The 16,035-nt window shown below is 58.4% G+C and carries 12 protein-coding genes; 7 read left to right on the top strand and 5 right to left on the bottom strand.

The features are described 5' to 3' along the window. Positions 1-6 precede the first annotated feature (6 nt). The 7 genes from ftsA (at position 7) to ACR0M2_RS03655 (ending at position 9,279) form a co-directional block, all read left to right on the top strand. Entirely contained in the window at positions 7-1,341 is a 1,335-nt protein-coding gene (gene ftsA, locus ACR0M2_RS03685; RefSeq protein ID WP_170360645.1) for a cell division protein FtsA, read from the top strand. Next, positions 1,328-1,744, top strand: coding sequence for a hypothetical protein (locus tag ACR0M2_RS03680; protein WP_480704061.1), 417 nt, complete (start codon positions 1,328-1,330; stop codon positions 1,742-1,744). Before ftsA ends, ACR0M2_RS03680 begins: the two co-directional genes overlap by 14 nt. A 349-nt stretch (positions 1,745-2,093) precedes the next feature. After that, the gene (gene ftsZ, locus ACR0M2_RS03675) at positions 2,094-3,704 is read left to right on the top strand and encodes a cell division protein FtsZ (RefSeq protein WP_170395664.1); all 1,611 of its coding nucleotides are present in this window, start codon (positions 2,094-2,096) and stop codon (positions 3,702-3,704) included. Between the two features lie 213 nt (positions 3,705-3,917). Beyond that, entirely contained in the window at positions 3,918-4,838 is a 921-nt protein-coding gene (gene lpxC, locus ACR0M2_RS03670; protein ID WP_170348052.1) for a UDP-3-O-acyl-N-acetylglucosamine deacetylase, read from the top strand. 127 nt (positions 4,839-4,965) lie between these two features. Further along, positions 4,966-5,808 carry an outer membrane protein assembly factor BamD gene (locus ACR0M2_RS03665; RefSeq protein ID WP_170360251.1) on the top strand — a complete coding sequence of 281 codons (843 nt, stop codon included), beginning with the start codon at positions 4,966-4,968 and terminating at the stop codon, positions 5,806-5,808. A 35-nt stretch (positions 5,809-5,843) separates the two neighbouring features. Beyond that, positions 5,844-7,493: a DNA repair protein RecN gene (recN, locus tag ACR0M2_RS03660; RefSeq protein WP_480704060.1), complete on the top strand. Its 1,650-nt coding sequence runs from the start codon at positions 5,844-5,846 to the stop codon at positions 7,491-7,493. A 100-nt stretch (positions 7,494-7,593) separates the two neighbouring features. After that, positions 7,594-9,279 (top strand): chloride channel protein, encoded by a 1,686-nt coding sequence (locus ACR0M2_RS03655; RefSeq protein ID WP_170409149.1) that lies wholly within the window; start codon positions 7,594-7,596, stop codon positions 9,277-9,279. Here ACR0M2_RS03655 and ACR0M2_RS03650 read toward each other — a convergent pair. The 5 genes from ACR0M2_RS03650 to cobT all read right to left on the bottom strand — a co-directional run bounded on the left by ACR0M2_RS03650 (position 9,276) and on the right by cobT (position 15,896). Continuing rightward, complete coding sequence (locus ACR0M2_RS03650) at positions 9,276-10,640, bottom strand: DUF3179 domain-containing protein (RefSeq protein ID WP_480704059.1); 1,365 nt, start codon at positions 10,638-10,640, stop codon at positions 9,276-9,278. The two genes, ACR0M2_RS03655 and ACR0M2_RS03650, sit on opposite strands and share 4 nt — an antisense overlap. 367 nt (positions 10,641-11,007) lie before the next feature. Continuing rightward, positions 11,008-11,487, bottom strand: a complete 480-nt coding sequence (locus tag ACR0M2_RS03645; RefSeq protein WP_170395672.1) for a DUF995 domain-containing protein — start codon at positions 11,485-11,487, stop codon at positions 11,008-11,010. A gap of 274 nt (positions 11,488-11,761) precedes the next feature. Then, positions 11,762-12,103 carry a DUF427 domain-containing protein gene (locus ACR0M2_RS03640; protein ID WP_170374555.1) on the bottom strand — a complete coding sequence of 114 codons (342 nt, stop codon included), beginning with the start codon at positions 12,101-12,103 and terminating at the stop codon, positions 11,762-11,764. Positions 12,104-12,163: 60 nt separating this feature from the next. Continuing rightward, the gene (locus ACR0M2_RS03635; protein WP_480704058.1) at positions 12,164-13,945 is read right to left on the bottom strand and encodes an aminopeptidase P family protein; all 1,782 of its coding nucleotides are present in this window, start codon (positions 13,943-13,945) and stop codon (positions 12,164-12,166) included. Between the two features lie 73 nt (positions 13,946-14,018). Next, complete coding sequence (gene cobT, locus ACR0M2_RS03630; protein ID WP_170348067.1) at positions 14,019-15,896, bottom strand: cobaltochelatase subunit CobT; 1,878 nt, start codon at positions 15,894-15,896, stop codon at positions 14,019-14,021. Positions 15,897-16,035: the final 139 nt, after the last annotated feature.

The raw sequence follows: 16,035 nt of genomic DNA, 5'->3' as shown, positions 1-16,035 counted from the left end.
AACATGATGACCGATCTTTATCAGTCCCAACGGGCCATGCGGCAGATGCGCAGGCAGGCGATGCAACGCGGTGTTGTCGCCATTCTGGATGTCGGCAGTTCCAAGATTGCCTGCCTTGTGCTGCGCTTCGATGGCGCAAACCGCTTGAGCGAAGATAACAGCATCGGGTCCCTGGCCGGTCAGACCGGATTTCGGGTGATTGGCGCTGCGACCACGCGGTCGCGTGGTGTGCAGTTTGGTGAAGTCACTGCCATGCAGGAAACCGAACGCGCCATCCGTACCGCGTTGCAGGCGGCGCAGAAGATGGCTGATATCCGGGTGGATCACGTAATCGCCTGTTTCTCGGGCGCAAACCCGCGTTCTTATGGTCTGGACGCTCAGGTTGATCTGGAAGGTCAGGTTGTGTCCGAGGCCGAGGTTGGCCGTGTTTTGAACGCTTGCGACGTGCCCGATTACGGGGCAGGGCGCGAAGTGTTGCATGCCCAGCCGGTGAATTTTGCCTTGGATAACCGCTCGGGGCTGATCGATCCGCGCGGGCAGATGGGTCAAAGCCTTGCGGTCGACATGCACATGCTGACCGTCGATGCCGTCGCGATCCAGAACATCGTGCGCTGCATCAAACGCTGCGATCTGGAACTAGCAGGGATCGCGAACTCGGCCTACGTGTCTGGCGTTTCGGCCCTAGTCGAGGATGAGCAGGAATTGGGGGCCGCCTGTATCGATATGGGTGGCGGTACGACCAGCGTGTCGATCTTCATGAAAAAACACATGATCTATGCGGACTGCGTGCGTATGGGCGGCGATCATGTGACGGCCGATATTTCAATGGGCTTGGGCGTACCGGCCGCCGTGGCAGAACGGATCAAGACCTTCAACGGTGGCGTTCACGCAACCGGAGCGGATGATCGCGACCTGATCGATATTGGTGGTGATACCGGTGATTGGGAACACGACCGCCGCACCGTCAGTCGGGCCGAGTTGATCGGTATCATGCGCCCGCGTGTCGAAGAGATTCTGGAAGAAGTGCGCGTGCGTCTGGATGCAGCCGGGTTCGAACATATGCCCAGCCAGCAGATCGTTTTGACAGGCGGCGGCAGTCAGATCATGGGGTTGGATGGCCTCGCGACCCGCATTCTGGGCCAGCGAGTGCGTTTGGGTCGACCCTTGCGCGTTCACGGTCTGCCGCAATCGGCGACAGGCCCGGGGTTTTCGTCAGCGGTGGGGCTTAGCCTGTTCGCTGCGCATCCGCAGGACGAATGGTGGGATTTCGAAATTCCGGTCGATACCTATGCCGCGCGACCTTTCAAGCGCGCCATGCGCTGGTTCCGTGACAATTGGTAAAGCGGTCGGCGTTGCGGCGCTGGTCGTTGCAACCCCGCTTGCCGCACACGCCCAGACACGGATACCGCCTGAGGCATTTCTGGCTGCTGTCCAGGGTAAAACCGTTACGTTTTACGACTATCCCAGCGGCCTTCTGGTGGGGACCGAGGAATTTCTCAGCCCCAAACTGTCTGTCTGGCGGATGGAGGGGCGGGGTTGTGTCTATGGGCAGATCACTACACCCAATGGTCAGATCTGCTTTTTGTACGATGATGACCCGGATGACGTGCCGGTGTGCTGGTGGACCTTTCAGCACGAGGGCCGCCTTTTGGTGCGACTTGCCAACTTCAACCGACGCGAAATTCAAGAGGTGCGCAGCATTACCGAAGACGGTTTGAATTGCCCAAGTACCCCAATTAGCTAAAGAAATGGGTTGCAGCCAGCGGTCTTATCCCGCAAGATATCCACAAGGCCCGTCAGAGGCCCTGCGGCAGGACCTGAGCAGTTTTCCGCATCTTAATAATCAGTGAATCCCTCGAGTGGCGTGCATGTTGACTGCGGCGCGTGTGCCGCTTGCTTTGTGGTGGATTGAGTTCAATCCGCAACATCTGGCAATGAATGCAAAATACCGCTGACGACTGCCTTATTTCCTCCATATTTTGTGGGAATCGGCGATTTTTGGCGTGACCTTTGCCGTTTGGAACGGTAGGATTGTAAGCGGATAGGTAAGAAAAACACCGCTTTGGCGGGTCAATAAAACAGGCGGACAGAGCATGACATTGAATCTTTCGATGCCCGGGCACGACGAACTGAAGCCTCGGATTACAGTATTTGGCGTTGGTGGCGCGGGCGGCAACGCTGTCAACAACATGATTGAGAAACAGCTGGACGGCGTTGATTTTGTCGTCGCCAACACTGATGCGCAGGCGCTGCAGCAAAGCCAGTCTTCGGCGCGGGTGCAATTGGGCGTGAAAGTGACCGAAGGTCTGGGGGCAGGGGCCCGTCCGACCGTGGGCGCTGCGGCGGCCGAAGAAAGCATCGAGCAGATCGTCGACCATCTGGCTGGCGCACATATGTGCTTTATTACAGCTGGTATGGGCGGTGGCACCGGTACGGGTGCGGCGCCGATCATCGCGCAGGCCGCGCGGGAGCTTGGCGTTCTCACTGTTGGCGTTGTCACAAAACCCTTCCAGTTTGAAGGTGCCAAGCGGATGCGTCAGGCCGAAGACGGCGTTGAGGCGCTGCAAAAGGTTGTCGACACGCTGATTATCATTCCGAACCAGAACCTGTTCCGCCTGGCCAACGAAAAGACCACGTTCACCGAGGCATTCTCGATGGCGGATGACGTTCTGTATCAGGGCGTTAAAGGTGTGACTGACCTGATGGTCCGTCCGGGTCTGATCAACCTCGACTTTGCTGATGTTCGTGCCGTGATGGACGAGATGGGCAAGGCGATGATGGGCACTGGCGAGGCCACCGGTGAAGATCGCGCGGTTCAGGCGGCTGAGAAGGCGATTGCCAACCCGCTGCTGGACGAAATTAGCCTCAAGGGTGCCAAGGGCGTGCTGATCAACATCACCGGCTCGCACGACCTGACCCTGTTCGAGTTGGACGAAGCGGCCAACCGCATCCGCGAGGAAGTGGACCCCGAGGCCAACATCATCGTCGGTTCGACCCTGGATACCGTGATGGAAGGCGGTATGCGTGTGTCGGTTGTGGCCACTGGTATCGACGCCAGCGAAAAGCCCGTCGACGTTCCGGTTGCGCGTCGCTCGATGTCCGAGCCGCTGACTCGCACCGTTTCCGCAGAAGAGGCGCAGCAGGATGAGACCCCGGCTGCTGTGGCCGAAGTGGCGGAGCCCGCGCCCCAGCCAGAAGTGAACCGCGAACCTTCGCTGTTCGAAACCGCCGAGGAACCGGCGCAGCCGCAGGTGGAGCGTGACGATGACGGTCTGCCACCCCCGGCCTATCAGCCCCGTGTGGCTGAGTTCGAGCCGACACCTGAACCGGTTGAACCCGCGGCGGAAAGCTTTGTAGCGCCGCAGCCACAGCACTCCGCAGGCACACCGTCGCCCGAAGCGCTGCAGCGTTTGCAGGCCGCTGTACAAAATGTCCCGGCCTCTGAACGTGGGTATGCGGCGCCGCGTCCACAGGCACCGCAACCGGCCCCCGCACCGCAGGCTGAAGGGCAGGATCGTTCCCGGTTCGGCTTTAACCGCCTGATCGACCGGATGACCGGCCACGCCGCCGATACGCCGGCACAGCCGGTGCGCCAGCAGCCCCCGATGCGCCAAGCTGACGCTACGGCACCTGCGCATGATGAGGCCGACCCCGATCAGGATCGGATCGAAATCCCCGCCTTCTTGCGTCGTCAGGCCAACTGATCACGGTAACAAATTAACGACTTAGGGTCGCCTTTTGGCGACCCTTTTCTTTTGAAATACACGGCTTTAACTGCATGTAAGCAGGCTTTTGCCGATCTGTTACATTCATGTTTCATTCAGTTACAAAGAGTGAGTTGAGCCTTGACGCTTGCTTCCTTAGGTGAGTGTCCAACACGGACCGAAAAGGCCGGACACCACTCACCGAGGTTCACTTTGCAACATACGCTCAAATCTCCGATCACGTTTACAGGCGTCGGGCTGCACAGCGGCAAGCCTGCGACGATGGTCCTGAAACCGGCAGCCGCCGGTCACGGCATCTGGTTCAAACGGACGGATATCGAGCTGGGCAATGCGCTGATCCCCGCGATCTATGACGTGGTCGAGCGGACGCCGCTTTGCACCCGTCTGGTGAACGATGCAAATGTTTCGGTGTCGACCGTCGAACATATCATGGCCGCACTCGCCGGATGCGGCGTGCATAACGCGCTGATCGAGATTGACGGACCCGAAGTTCCGATCATGGATGGGTCGTCGATTGATTTCGTGCGCGGTATCATGGCCAAGGGTGTACGTCGTCAGGCCAGCCCTGTTCTTGCGTTCGAAGTTCTCAAGCCCGTCACTGCCACGCGCGAAGGCGCCAGCGCATCAATCGCGCCTGCGGATGGGTTGATCATCGATTTCCACATCGATTTCGAAGACGGCGCAATTGGCAATCAGACCAAAACGCTGGACATGCGTAACGGCTCGTTCGCGCGTGAGCTTAGCGATTGCCGCACATTCTGCCGCCGCACAGACGTTGAAGCGATGCGCGAAAACGGCCTGGCCTTGGGCGGGACGCTGGAAAACGCTGTCGTTGTACAGGGTGACGAAGTTCTGACCCCTGGCGGTTTTCGCCATGCGGATGAGGCTGTTCGTCACAAGATGCTGGATGCTCTGGGCGACCTTTACCTGGCGGGCGGCCCGATTCTGGGTCACTTCACTGGCGACAAATCCGGCCACGCGATGACCAACACGCTGCTGCGCAAGCTGTTTGAAACACCTGGCGCGGTGCGTCCGGTACTGTGTACCCCCGAACAGGCCGCGCGTCTGCCGGGTCAGGGCCTTGTTTGGGACGAAATCCCCGAAGTCGCCTGATTGGATCAACTCTGCCGACAATTCCGCTAGTGAGTGTACTAAGGCGTTTTGCCCCGGAATTATCTATGCTAGACCAAAGGCCAATCCGGGGCGTGCCCCGATAAGCAATACGACGAGGATAGGCGGAATGGTTGGCACCAAAGCGGCAGTCAGATTCGCAGGCGCGATTCTTCTGACAGCAGTTTTGACGGCATGCGGCGGAAAAGGCGCAGACCGCAATCAGAACCTGGAAGGCTTTACGCCAGAACAGATTTACACACGCGGCGAGTTTGAGCTGTCGCAGAATCGCTCGGATGATGCGGCGTGGTACTTCTCGGAAGTTGAGCGTTTGTATCCCTATTCGGATTGGGCCAAGCGCGCGCTGATCATGCAGGCGTTCTCGTTCCACACGGACAAGAACTATGAAGAAAGCCGGGCAGCGGCGCAGCGCTATATCGACTTTTATCCGACAGACGAAGATGCGGCCTATGCGCAGTATCTTTTGGCGCTCAGCTACTATGACCAGATTGACGAGGTTGGCCGCGACCAAGGGCTGACTTTTCAGGCGCTGCAGTCATTGCGTACAGTGATCGAGGTTTATCCTGATAGCGAATATGCCACGTCGGCGGTTCTGAAATTCGATCTGGCCTTCGACCATCTTGCTGGTAAGGAAATGGAGATCGGGCGCTATTATCTGCGTCAGGATCACTATACCGCAGCAATCAACCGATTCCGTGTCGTGGTCGAAGATTTCCAGACCACAACCCACACAGCTGAGGCGCTGTATCGTCTGATAGAAGCCTATCTGTCGCTGGGCTTGGTGGATGAGGCGCAGTCAGCCGGTGCAATCTTGGGTTACAACTATCAATCGTCGGAATGGTACGATGCGGGCTATGCATTGCTGACCTCGCGTGGGTTGGAATTGAAGAGCCGTGGAAACAACTGGCTAAGCACCATCTACCGTCAGACCATTAAAGGTGAGTGGTTGTAATCGTCATGGCTAAAGGCGTGGGACGCTAAGACCCGATGCTGCGCGCCCTTGATATCCGCGACATGCTGATCATTGACCGGCTGGAATTGACGTTTCAGCCGGGTTTGAACGCATTGACCGGTGAAACCGGGGCGGGCAAGTCGATCTTGCTGGATTCGCTGGGTTTCGTGCTGGGCTGGCGAGGGCGGGCTGAATTGGTTCGGCAAGGCGCTGCGCAGGGGGAGGTTGTAGCCGAGTTTGAGTTGCCAGATGGTCACCCCGCCCATGCGATTCTGGCCGAGGCAGGCTTGCCTGATGGTGAGGAACTGATCCTGCGCCGGGTCAATTCAGCCGAGGGGCGTAAGACCGCTTGGGTCAATGACCGGCGCTGTTCCGGTGAGGTACTGCGCGCCCTGTCCGAGACGTTGATCGAACTGCACGGCCAGCATGATGATCGCGGGTTGCTGAACCCGCGCGGGCATAGGGCAATGCTGGATGACTATGCGGGGACAGAGGGGCTTCTGGCAGCTGTGCGCGCGGCGTGGATGGATATGTCCCGCGCGCGTAAGGATTTGGCCGAGACCGAGGCGACGCTGGCCGCCATGCGCGCCGAGGAGGAGTTTCTGCGCCACGCCGTTGCCGAGTTGGACAAGCTGGACCCTCAGCCCGGTGAGGATGCTGAATTGGATGCCCGTCGGCGCATGATGCAAGGGGCTGAACGCATTCGCGATGACGTTGCCCGTGCTTTTGACCTGTTGGGCGCAGATGGGGCCGAGGTGGCGATGTCTGACGCGGTGCGTTGGTTGGAAGGCGTGTCCGACAATGCGGGCGGGCAGCTTGAGGCCCCGATAGCCGCATTGGGGCGCGCCTTGATCGAATTGGGTGAAGCGCAGAACGGGGTGAGGGCCTGCCTTCAAGCTTTGGATTTTAACCCGACTGAGCTTGAAGCCGCAGAAGAACGTCTTTTCGCCATCCGAGCGTTGGCCCGTAAGCATGATGTTGTGCCTGACGAATTGGTAGTTTTTGCCGACACGCTGCGTGATCGACTGACCCGTTTGGATGCAGGTGACGCCGACTTGGCGGATCGGAGTGCTGCGGTTGGGGCTGCACAGGAAACCTATGACAACGCCGCCGCCGCACTTAGCGCCGCGCGCCAACAGGCGGCCGGGCAATTGGATGCGGCCGTGATGACCGAGCTTGCACCGTTGAAGATGGAGCGTGCGGTATTTCAAACCGAAATCACGGGCGCCGATCCCGGACCTGAGGGGGTGGATGCGGTGGCCTTTACCGTTGCCACCAATCCCGGCGCGCCGTCTGGCCCGTTGAACAAGATTGCCTCGGGCGGTGAACTCAGCCGGTTTTTGCTGGCGCTCAAGGTGTGTCTGACCGGCGACGATAGCGCCCGCACTATGATCTTTGATGAAATTGACCGGGGTGTCGGTGGGGCGACTGCTGATGCGGTGGGTCGCCGTCTGGCGTCTTTGGCACAGGGGGGGCAGGTTCTGGTCGTGACCCACTCGCCGCAGGTTGCCGCCCGCGCGGCGCATCATTGGCGGGTTCAAAAACAGGTAACTGGCGGGCAGACATTGTCCACCGTTATCCCGCTGGCCGAACCAGACCGTGTGGATGAAATCGCCCGGATGGTCGCAGGGGACACCATCACGGACGAGGCGCGCGCCGCCGCCCGCGCATTGTTGGGCGCCTGAGTTAAATTTGCCGCTTTCCGGTTTTCAAACCGTCGCGATCCTACTTTTATAAGGGGGCTCCGTGGCTTACTAAGGAATATACCTTGATCCCCGAGTGCCAATGACCCAAACGACCCGCACCGTTCTGCGCAACCAGCTCAATCAGGCTCTGGCCGCGATGAAGGATGCGTGGCGGGTTATGTTGCGACGTGGGCCTAGCCAAATTCAGTTCTGGTTCATTGCGTTGGCAATTGGGATTGCGGCAGGGTTTATGGCCCTTGGGTTCCGCAAGGCGATCCGGTCGCTGCAGGCCTATGTCTACGACACTGACGATATCCTGTTGCTGCACAGCCATGCTGAGAAATTGCCGTGGTTCCTGATCCTGATTACGCCGATTATCGGCGGTCTTATTGTTGGTGTCATCCTGCACAAATTCACCGATGACGGGCGCGTCCGCTCGGTCGCGGACGTGATAGAAGGTTCGGCACTGACCAATGGCCGGGTCGAAGGGAAGGCGGGGATCGCCTCGTTCTTTGCCTCGTTGATCACGCTCAGCACAGGCGGGTCAACTGGTCGGGAAGGCCCGGTGGTGCATATGGCCGGGGTGATCTCGACCTGGGTCAGTGACCGTATCCACGCGGATGGCATCACCGGCCGCGATCTGTTGGGCTGCGCTGTGGCAGCAGCGGTTTCAGCCAGCTTCAACTCACCCATCGCTGGGGCATTATTCGCGCTTGAGGTGGTGCTACGCCACTTTGCCGTGCATGCATTTGCGCCCATTGTTATCGCCTCGGTCGCGGGTACAGTGATCAATCGGCTGGAATACGGAGATGTGACCGAGTTCGTTCTGGAAACCCCGGGCTCGCTGCAATTCTATGTGGAGCTGCCAGCTTTTTTGATCCTTGGGCTGATCTGCGGGCTAGTTTCGTTGCTGTTGATGCGCTCGATCTTCTTTGCCGAGGACATCGGCACTCACATTCAGAACCGCCTGTCACTGCCACGATGGCTGCGCCCCGCCGTGTCCGGTGCAATGCTGGGTCTGCTGGCCATCTGGTTTCCACATATCATCGGGGTTGGGTACGAAACGACGATCCGTGCCCTGACTGGCGATCTGACCCTGACCGTCGCGATCTTGTTCGCGGTGATAAAAACAGTCGCTTTGGCCATCACCATGGGGGGGCGCATGGGCGGTGGTGTATTTTCACCTTCGTTGATGGTTGGCGCTCTGACCGGTTTGGCCTTTGGACTGATCGCCACCGGGCTGCTGCCCGATGTGTCCGGTACCCATACGCTCTATGCCTTTGCGGGGATGGGGGCCGTCGCCGCCGCAGTGCTGGGTGCCCCGATTTCCACCACGATGATCGTTTTTGAACTGACCGGAGACTGGCAGATTGGAATTGCGGTGATGGTCTCGGTGTCGATGTCCACAGCATTGGCTTCGCGTCTTGTGGACCGGTCGTTCTTCCTGACACAGCTGGAGCGCCGCGATGTTCACCTGGCCGCAGGACCACAGGCATACTTGCTGGCGATGTTGCGCACCGGGGCGGTGATGCGCCCGATAGGGGATCCGCGCTCGATCACAAAAGAGAAGGCGCAGGAGTTGATAGAGCAGGGGCTATGCGTACAGGCCAGTGCCACGCTTGAGGCGGCGATGCCCTATTTCGACCACGACGACATCCCTTGCATCCCGGTTGTGGTGATTGACGACGAGGGTAACGAATCCCCGGTTGGTGCGCTCTTTCATATCGACGCGCTCAAGGCCTATAACCGGGCGCTGGCCGCCACGGCGGCCGAGGAACATTCCTAACCGTCGTAGACCGTTGCCGCGTCGCCCAGATAATTGTCCCATGCAAACCAGTAAGAGATATGTCCAGCCACACGCGGCAAGCGAGTTCCGTCTGGTCCGATCAACGCCTCTTCGGTCATGGTCCATTTCTGTCCGGTCTGATCCACCAGGCCGCCGTTGGACGCGGTGAACCGGTGCGAGGCGCGTTCAAACGCCCGTACCGCGCGCTTGTCGGGGTTGCCGATCAGAACCAGCGGCCGGTTGGCAATCGCGTCATTGATCACGCGCATCTTGCTAAACGCATCCAAAGGCCAGGCCCGCGCCGCACCGAACTGGCGGATAGCAAAGATATAGTCTTTCTGCCGATGTTCGGATTGGTCAACCAGTGCTGGAAACATCAGTTCGGGCGAGGCGAAATACTCACGATAGACCACGCCGGAGCCATAGTTGCGTCGATGGCCGGTATTCTGAGACAGGACGCGCGTGCCAGGGTGTGAGGACTTCCAGCTTTCCCATGTGGTGATCACCACCGGTCGCTGCTGGAGCGTGATTCCACTGCCGACCAGCGGGCCCACAACCGGCTTCCCGGTGTATTGGTTCCACAGCGAATGTGTCTCGCGATCAAACATCAGTTTGTTGGACCGGTACAGGAAACCAGATGATCCAAAGACAAACGGTTTCCGCCGTCCCGCCACTTGTGTTTCGAACAAGATACCCGACCCGCACAGCGTGCAATAAGCCAGCGCTACGGGGACGCCACCGATCACCTCGTTGAACATCTCGTGCCATCCCATGATCCGCAGCGGATAGGCGCGTTCATCCCCATTGATCGAGACGCCAAAGACCAGATCGTCGTCTTTCATGTAGCTGGCTTTTGAGGCCGAGATCAGTGTCGGATTGTCGAGCGACGGGATGCCGTCCTTGCTGACGCCGCCCCAGGTGATTTCCTCTAGCCGGATCATCATCTTGTCGCGCTGCAGGTATTTTGGGCGCAAGAAGTCGTCAAAATTCGGGTCAATCCCCAGAAGAACCTCACGCTTGAACGGGATCAACGAAGGGTGCGGGACCACCTGCGGGTTCTTTTCCTGCCACAACATCCAATCGAACCAGTCAGTGCCAAGGTTCTGACCGGTCAGGGTCTGCATCACTTCGGCGATTTCGTCGGTACGTCGCCCTCCGTAACGCATTCCGGTCAGCAGGGCTGGGACTACATCCGGGTTGCCACGCTGCACCAGAAAGGCCATGCCCTGTTTGAATTCAGAACTGCTGCCGTACAAGGTGGACCTCACGGCCTCAAGCACGGGGTCTTGCTGTGCTGAAAGTGCGTTGGGCAATGCGGCTGCGGCCAGCATACCAGTGAAACTGCGGCGCGTGATCGACATGGCATCCTCCGATAGTGTCCATGTCCAGTGTGCATCGGCCGCTGTTCACATGCATGCAACAGGTGCGTGAGGTTTCACCCAACGTTCACGTTTTTAGTGCCTCTTTTACGACGCCACGTCTGACTCTTTTCGTTTTCAAAACCTACCTATCTCGCCCAAAACAAACAGCGAGTTTAGGTTTAGGGTATCTGTGTGTCACCCTCCACAGAGCAAACCGTACGGAAAAAGTAACAGCAGCGGCGTCTAACTAAACGCTATGGAAGAACCAATTGGCTGCTTTAACTGTTGCCGCTGCGCATTTACCGACAGCGTTAATAACGCTTGGTTTTTTGCGATGAGCTTATCCCAGACTCATTTTTAGGATGTACTAGCTATTCACCATCTTCTTGTACTTGTTGTAGGTGGGTTTAATTTTGTTACCGTTCGCGATCTTGTCGGGATCAAGTTTATGAAAGTCATTCTGGTCGCGGTGGTCGCTGCGCCACACCTGCCCGTCTTTATCAATCACATGCCGCCAGCAGTTTTTAAGAACTTCGTCTGCTTTGTCTTTTCCAGTCCAATGCCAAACGGACTCGTAACACAGAGTACCTTTTGAAGTTACGTACCACTTTCCATCTGTATAGCTGACCGCGGGATCGCTTGGGTCGTCGTCCCAAACAGCTTGAAACTTGCCGCCTGACCCCCAATAAGAACCTCCTTTGCTCCAGTTCCAGGTCTTGCCCAGGTAAATGTCGATAACCTGTTGAGGATCTGCGTTTTTTGCACCGTTTGGCTTACTTTCGCTGAATGCAGAAGTTGCGAGCAGGGTTGCACCAAGTGCGGTGATCAGTAATGAATTGAGTTTCATAGTCATGCCTTTCAAAACGAAATAAATGCATAACTATTGCAAGTGATTCAAATCTGATCAAGCTTCAGAAGAAAGCCGAGGTGTCTCGGTTGCATCTTCTACGCCGTGTTCGGTCCGGAAAGGAATGCCCGAACAGTCATACTTGCACGGACTGTAAGACAAGAGGAAATGCGCCGTTAAGGTGCTGATAGCAACAGTTTTTATGGTCGTCCGAACGCAGACCTAACCGTCCAAACGCTGGCGTTGAAACGACTGCTACCATCGGATTTCAACCTTAAATCTGCTCTACCTTCACCGATTCAACCGGGTAAAAGGCCACATAGCCCTTGATCTCGGCCATGGCGGGAACGGGGGTTTCATAGCTCCACGCGGCGTTTTCGGTCACCGAGGATTTGTTGACGATCGAGAAATGCGAGGCATCCCCCTTATGCGGGCAGTGGGTGATCTTGTCGGTGCTATCCAGAAAGGCCATCGCGATGTCGGTACGGGGGAAATAGATCACCGGAGTCAGATCACCTTCGATCAGTTCCAGCGCGCTAGTGCTTTCACCCAGTACGGCACCACCGGAACGAACGCTCCATTTGCCCGGAGCTTTGCGGATTGTGATCTCAACCATTTTTCTTCCCTCGTCTTATTTTCGGCCTCTCTTCTGCTCTGTGTATGTAACAGGTCAGTGTCAGATCGGCGCAGTTGCGGCATCCAACCACAGTTGCGCGTCGTCGCCCAGCCTTGAGCGCAGTTTTTTCGCAACGTCGTAGTGATAGGTATTCAGCCAGTCACGCTCTGCCGACGTCAACATGTCAGTCACGATTAGCCTTCTGTCAATTGGGACGTATGTCAGGGTCCGCCAGTTCAGCATCGCGCGTTCCGCGTCACCACCGGGCAGGGCTGGGGCTTCTTGAACAACTACGAGGTTTTCGATGCGGATACCAAAGGCGCCCTCGCGGTAATAGCCCGGTTCGTTGGAAAGGATCATGCCGGGTTGCAAGGGCACATGGCTGACTTTGGACAGGCGCTGGGGGCCTTCGTGAACGCTGAGGTAGGCACCGACACCGTGTCCGACACCGTGATTGAAATCCTGACCCGCGGCCCACAGCGGGGCCCGTGCGATACATTCGATGTCACGCCCGGCCAGCCCGACAGGCCAGCGCAGCATGGATAGGTTAATCATGCCCTTCAACACGCGGGTAAAGCAGGATTTTTCCTCATCTCCGACATTACCGACGGCGATAGTTCGCGTGATGTCAGTGGTGCCGTCCAGATATTGCCCGCCACTGTCCAGAACCAGAATATGACCGTCTTCAAGGCGGCTGTCGGTTTCTTCGGTCACGCGGTAATGCATGATCGCGCCGTTCGGACCAGTGCCGGCAATCGTGTCGAACGAGATATCCTGCAGCGCATTGTCCTTGCGCCGGTTCTCTTCAAGTCGGGTCACCACCTGCGTCTCGGTCAGGGTACCCGGAGCCTGCGCATCCAACCAGCAAAGGGTTTCAATAACCGCCGCTGCATCGCGCAGATGCGCTTCGGCGCTGCCCGCGATCTCGGCCGCATTCTTGCAGGCCTTGGGCAAGGCGCAGGGATCTCCGCCATCCACCATCCGATCCTGCAATACATCGGCCACAGCCTGAGGCAGCGTTCCCAAATCGACCTGTATCTTCCCCTCAAGCGCTGTAACGGCGTCCAGAAATGCCCCCGGCGCGTGGACGGAAACCTGATCCGTCATCGGCTCGGACAGTTTTTCCTGATCCATGAACAGATCCACCCGGCCACCGGCATGCAGAATAGCAAAGCCATGGGCCACCGGGTTGTACCCGATATCCGAGCCGCGAATGTTCAAAAGCCACATGATCGAATCCGGCAACGTGATTACTGCAGCTGTGCAATTTGCCTCGCGCAGGGCTTCGGCCAGAAGGGTGATTTTGCTGTCCGCGGTTTCACCTGCAAACTCAATCGGATGGGTCTTGACCGGGTTCATCGGGGCGGTGGGCTGGTCGGACCACACGCGGTCCACCAGATTGTCACAGCGCACCAGTTCGATGCCGCTGTCGGTCAGCTCTTTCTTTGCGCTTGTGATCTGACCTGCTGCATGCAGCCACGGATCAAAACCTACCTTGCCGCCATCGGGAAGGTGTTCCTTCAACCAGGCGCTCAGGTTGACCTCGGGCCACGGAACCGGAGTGAATTCGGCGGCGACCTGCGCCTTGACCTGGGTTCGATACCGGCCATCGACAAACACGCCCGCTATTTCCGGCAACACGGCGCAAAACCCTGCTGATCCCGTGAACCCTGTCAGCCACGCCAACCTTTCATCCCGAGCGGCCACGTATTCGCCCTGATGCGCGTCTGCGCGCGGGATCAGAAATCCGTCCAGCCCTTCGTTCGCAATTTCACCCCGCAGAGCCGCCAACCGGGGTGGCCCCTGTTCCGGGCGCGCCGTCACCTCAAAGGACTGAAACATCACATACCTCTCCCAAGCGGGGGTTCACCCCTTATTCTTTTGGAAAATTCTTTGGCCCGGGGCAAGGCCAGCCTCAGCTGGCCCTTTTCATCCCCATCACCCGCGCACGTGCGCGAGGATCACTATCGAACAGGGCTGCCAGTTGTTCGGTCATTGCGCCTGCCAGTTGTTCGACGTCAGTGATCGTCACCGCGCGGTCGTAATAGCGGGTGACGTCGTGACCGATGCCGATAGCCAGCAGTTCCACCATTTTGCGCTTTTCCACCATGGCGATCACGTCGCGCAGGTGTTTTTCCAGATAATTCGCGGGGTTGACGCTGAGCGTAGAATCGTCAACTGGTGCACCATCCGAAATCACCATCAGAATTTTGCGTGCTTCGCGCCGGGCCAGCATTCGGCGATGCGCCCATTCCAACGCCTCGCCGTCGATATTCTCTTTCAGCAGCCCCTCTTTCATCATCAGGCCCAGATTGGGCCGTGCGCGCCGCCAAGGGGCATCCGCGCCCTTGTAGATGATGTGGCGCAAATCATTCAGACGCCCCGGCTGTTGCGGGCGACCATCGTTCAGCCATGCCTCGCGTGCCAATCCGCCTTTCCACGCGCGGGTGGTAAAGCCCAAAATCTCAACCTTCACATTGCAGCGTTCCAGCGTGCGCGCCAGAACATCCGCACAGATCGCCGCAATAGAAATCGGACGCCCGCGCATCGAGCCCGAGTTGTCCAACAACAGCGTTACCACCGTGTCGCGGAATTCGGTGTCTTTCTCAACCTTGAAGCTAAGCGGCGTAGTCGGGTTTGCCACAACTCGCGCCAGACGGCCCGCATCCAAAATGCCTTCTTCGCGGTCGAATTCCCAGCTGCGGTTCTGTTGTGCCTGCAGGCGACGCTGCAACTTGTTGGCCAATCGGCTAACAGCGCCCTTCAGGGGCTCCAACTGCTGATCCAAGTAGGCTCGCAGTCGTTCCAGTTCGGCCGGTTCGGCCAGATCTTCGGCTGCGATCTCTTCGTCGTAGGTGTTGAGATAGACCTTGTAATCGGGATCAGCTTCGGATGCCGGCGGGGGGGCAGGGGGTTCCAGAGGAGCCTCACCTTCGGGCATCTCTGCCTCATCGCCCATCTCATCTTCGGCCATCTCATCCATCGAGACCTGCGCCTGAGACTGGTCCTGCTGTTCTTCCTGCGTTTGCTCGGGCGTGGCGTCGGCGTCCTGCTCCTCTTGGTCATCCTGGCCGGTGCTGTCGGGATCGGGCTGTTCCTCGGCGTCGTCTTCAGCCTGATCTTCCTGTTCGTCGTCCAACTCATCAGGGTCATCGCCCAGCTGGTCGCCGTAACCCAGATCCTTGATCATCTGGCGGGCAAACTTGGCGAATTCCGCCTGGTCCGAGAGCAGTTCGTCTAGGTTTTCCAGCGTGCCACCGGCCTGTTCTTCGATAAATCCACGCCACAGGTTCATGATGTTAGAGGCCGCCGGGGGCAGGTCCCGCCCCGTGGCCAGGTGCCGGATCAGATAGCCCGCAGCAACCGCTAACGGTGCATCCGCTGGCTGCTTGCACTGGTCGTATCCGCGCCGCAGGGCCTCATGCCCAATCTTGACGTCGATATTGCTGGCAGTGCCGGGCATATCCCGCGCACCCATCGCCTCGCATCGCGCGACTTCCATCGCCTCGTACAAATCCCGCGCCATATCACCCGGAGGCGCATAGCGCGCATGGGTGGCGTCGTCATGGTACTTTCGCTGCAGCGCCAGAGCATCCGCTGTACCGCGTGCCAGCAAAACCTCTTCGCGCGTCATCCGGCGGCTGACTTGCGGCAGACGCATCGACTCGCCCGATATACCAGAAGGGTCGACTGTGTAGGTCACGTTCAATTCAGGGTCGTCGGCCATAACCTTGGTGGCTTCGGCCAAAGCCTTCTTGAACGGATCAGCGGGGTTGTCGTTGGGTTTGCTCATCGGTGGCAGTCCGGTCTTGTTCTGTCCCGGCAACCTAGTGCCAATTCAGGGCCTTGACCATAGGGCCAACCCCGTTTTCGCATGAAACCAGAGCGGGACCTATGGTAAAATCATGGGGTGTCTCGAAGGGTGGCGTGCG

Source organism: Ruegeria sp. BE10 (assembly GCF_056538905.1).
Note: the sequence above shows the minus strand (reverse complement) of the source record. Positions and strands in the feature narration are given on the sequence as shown.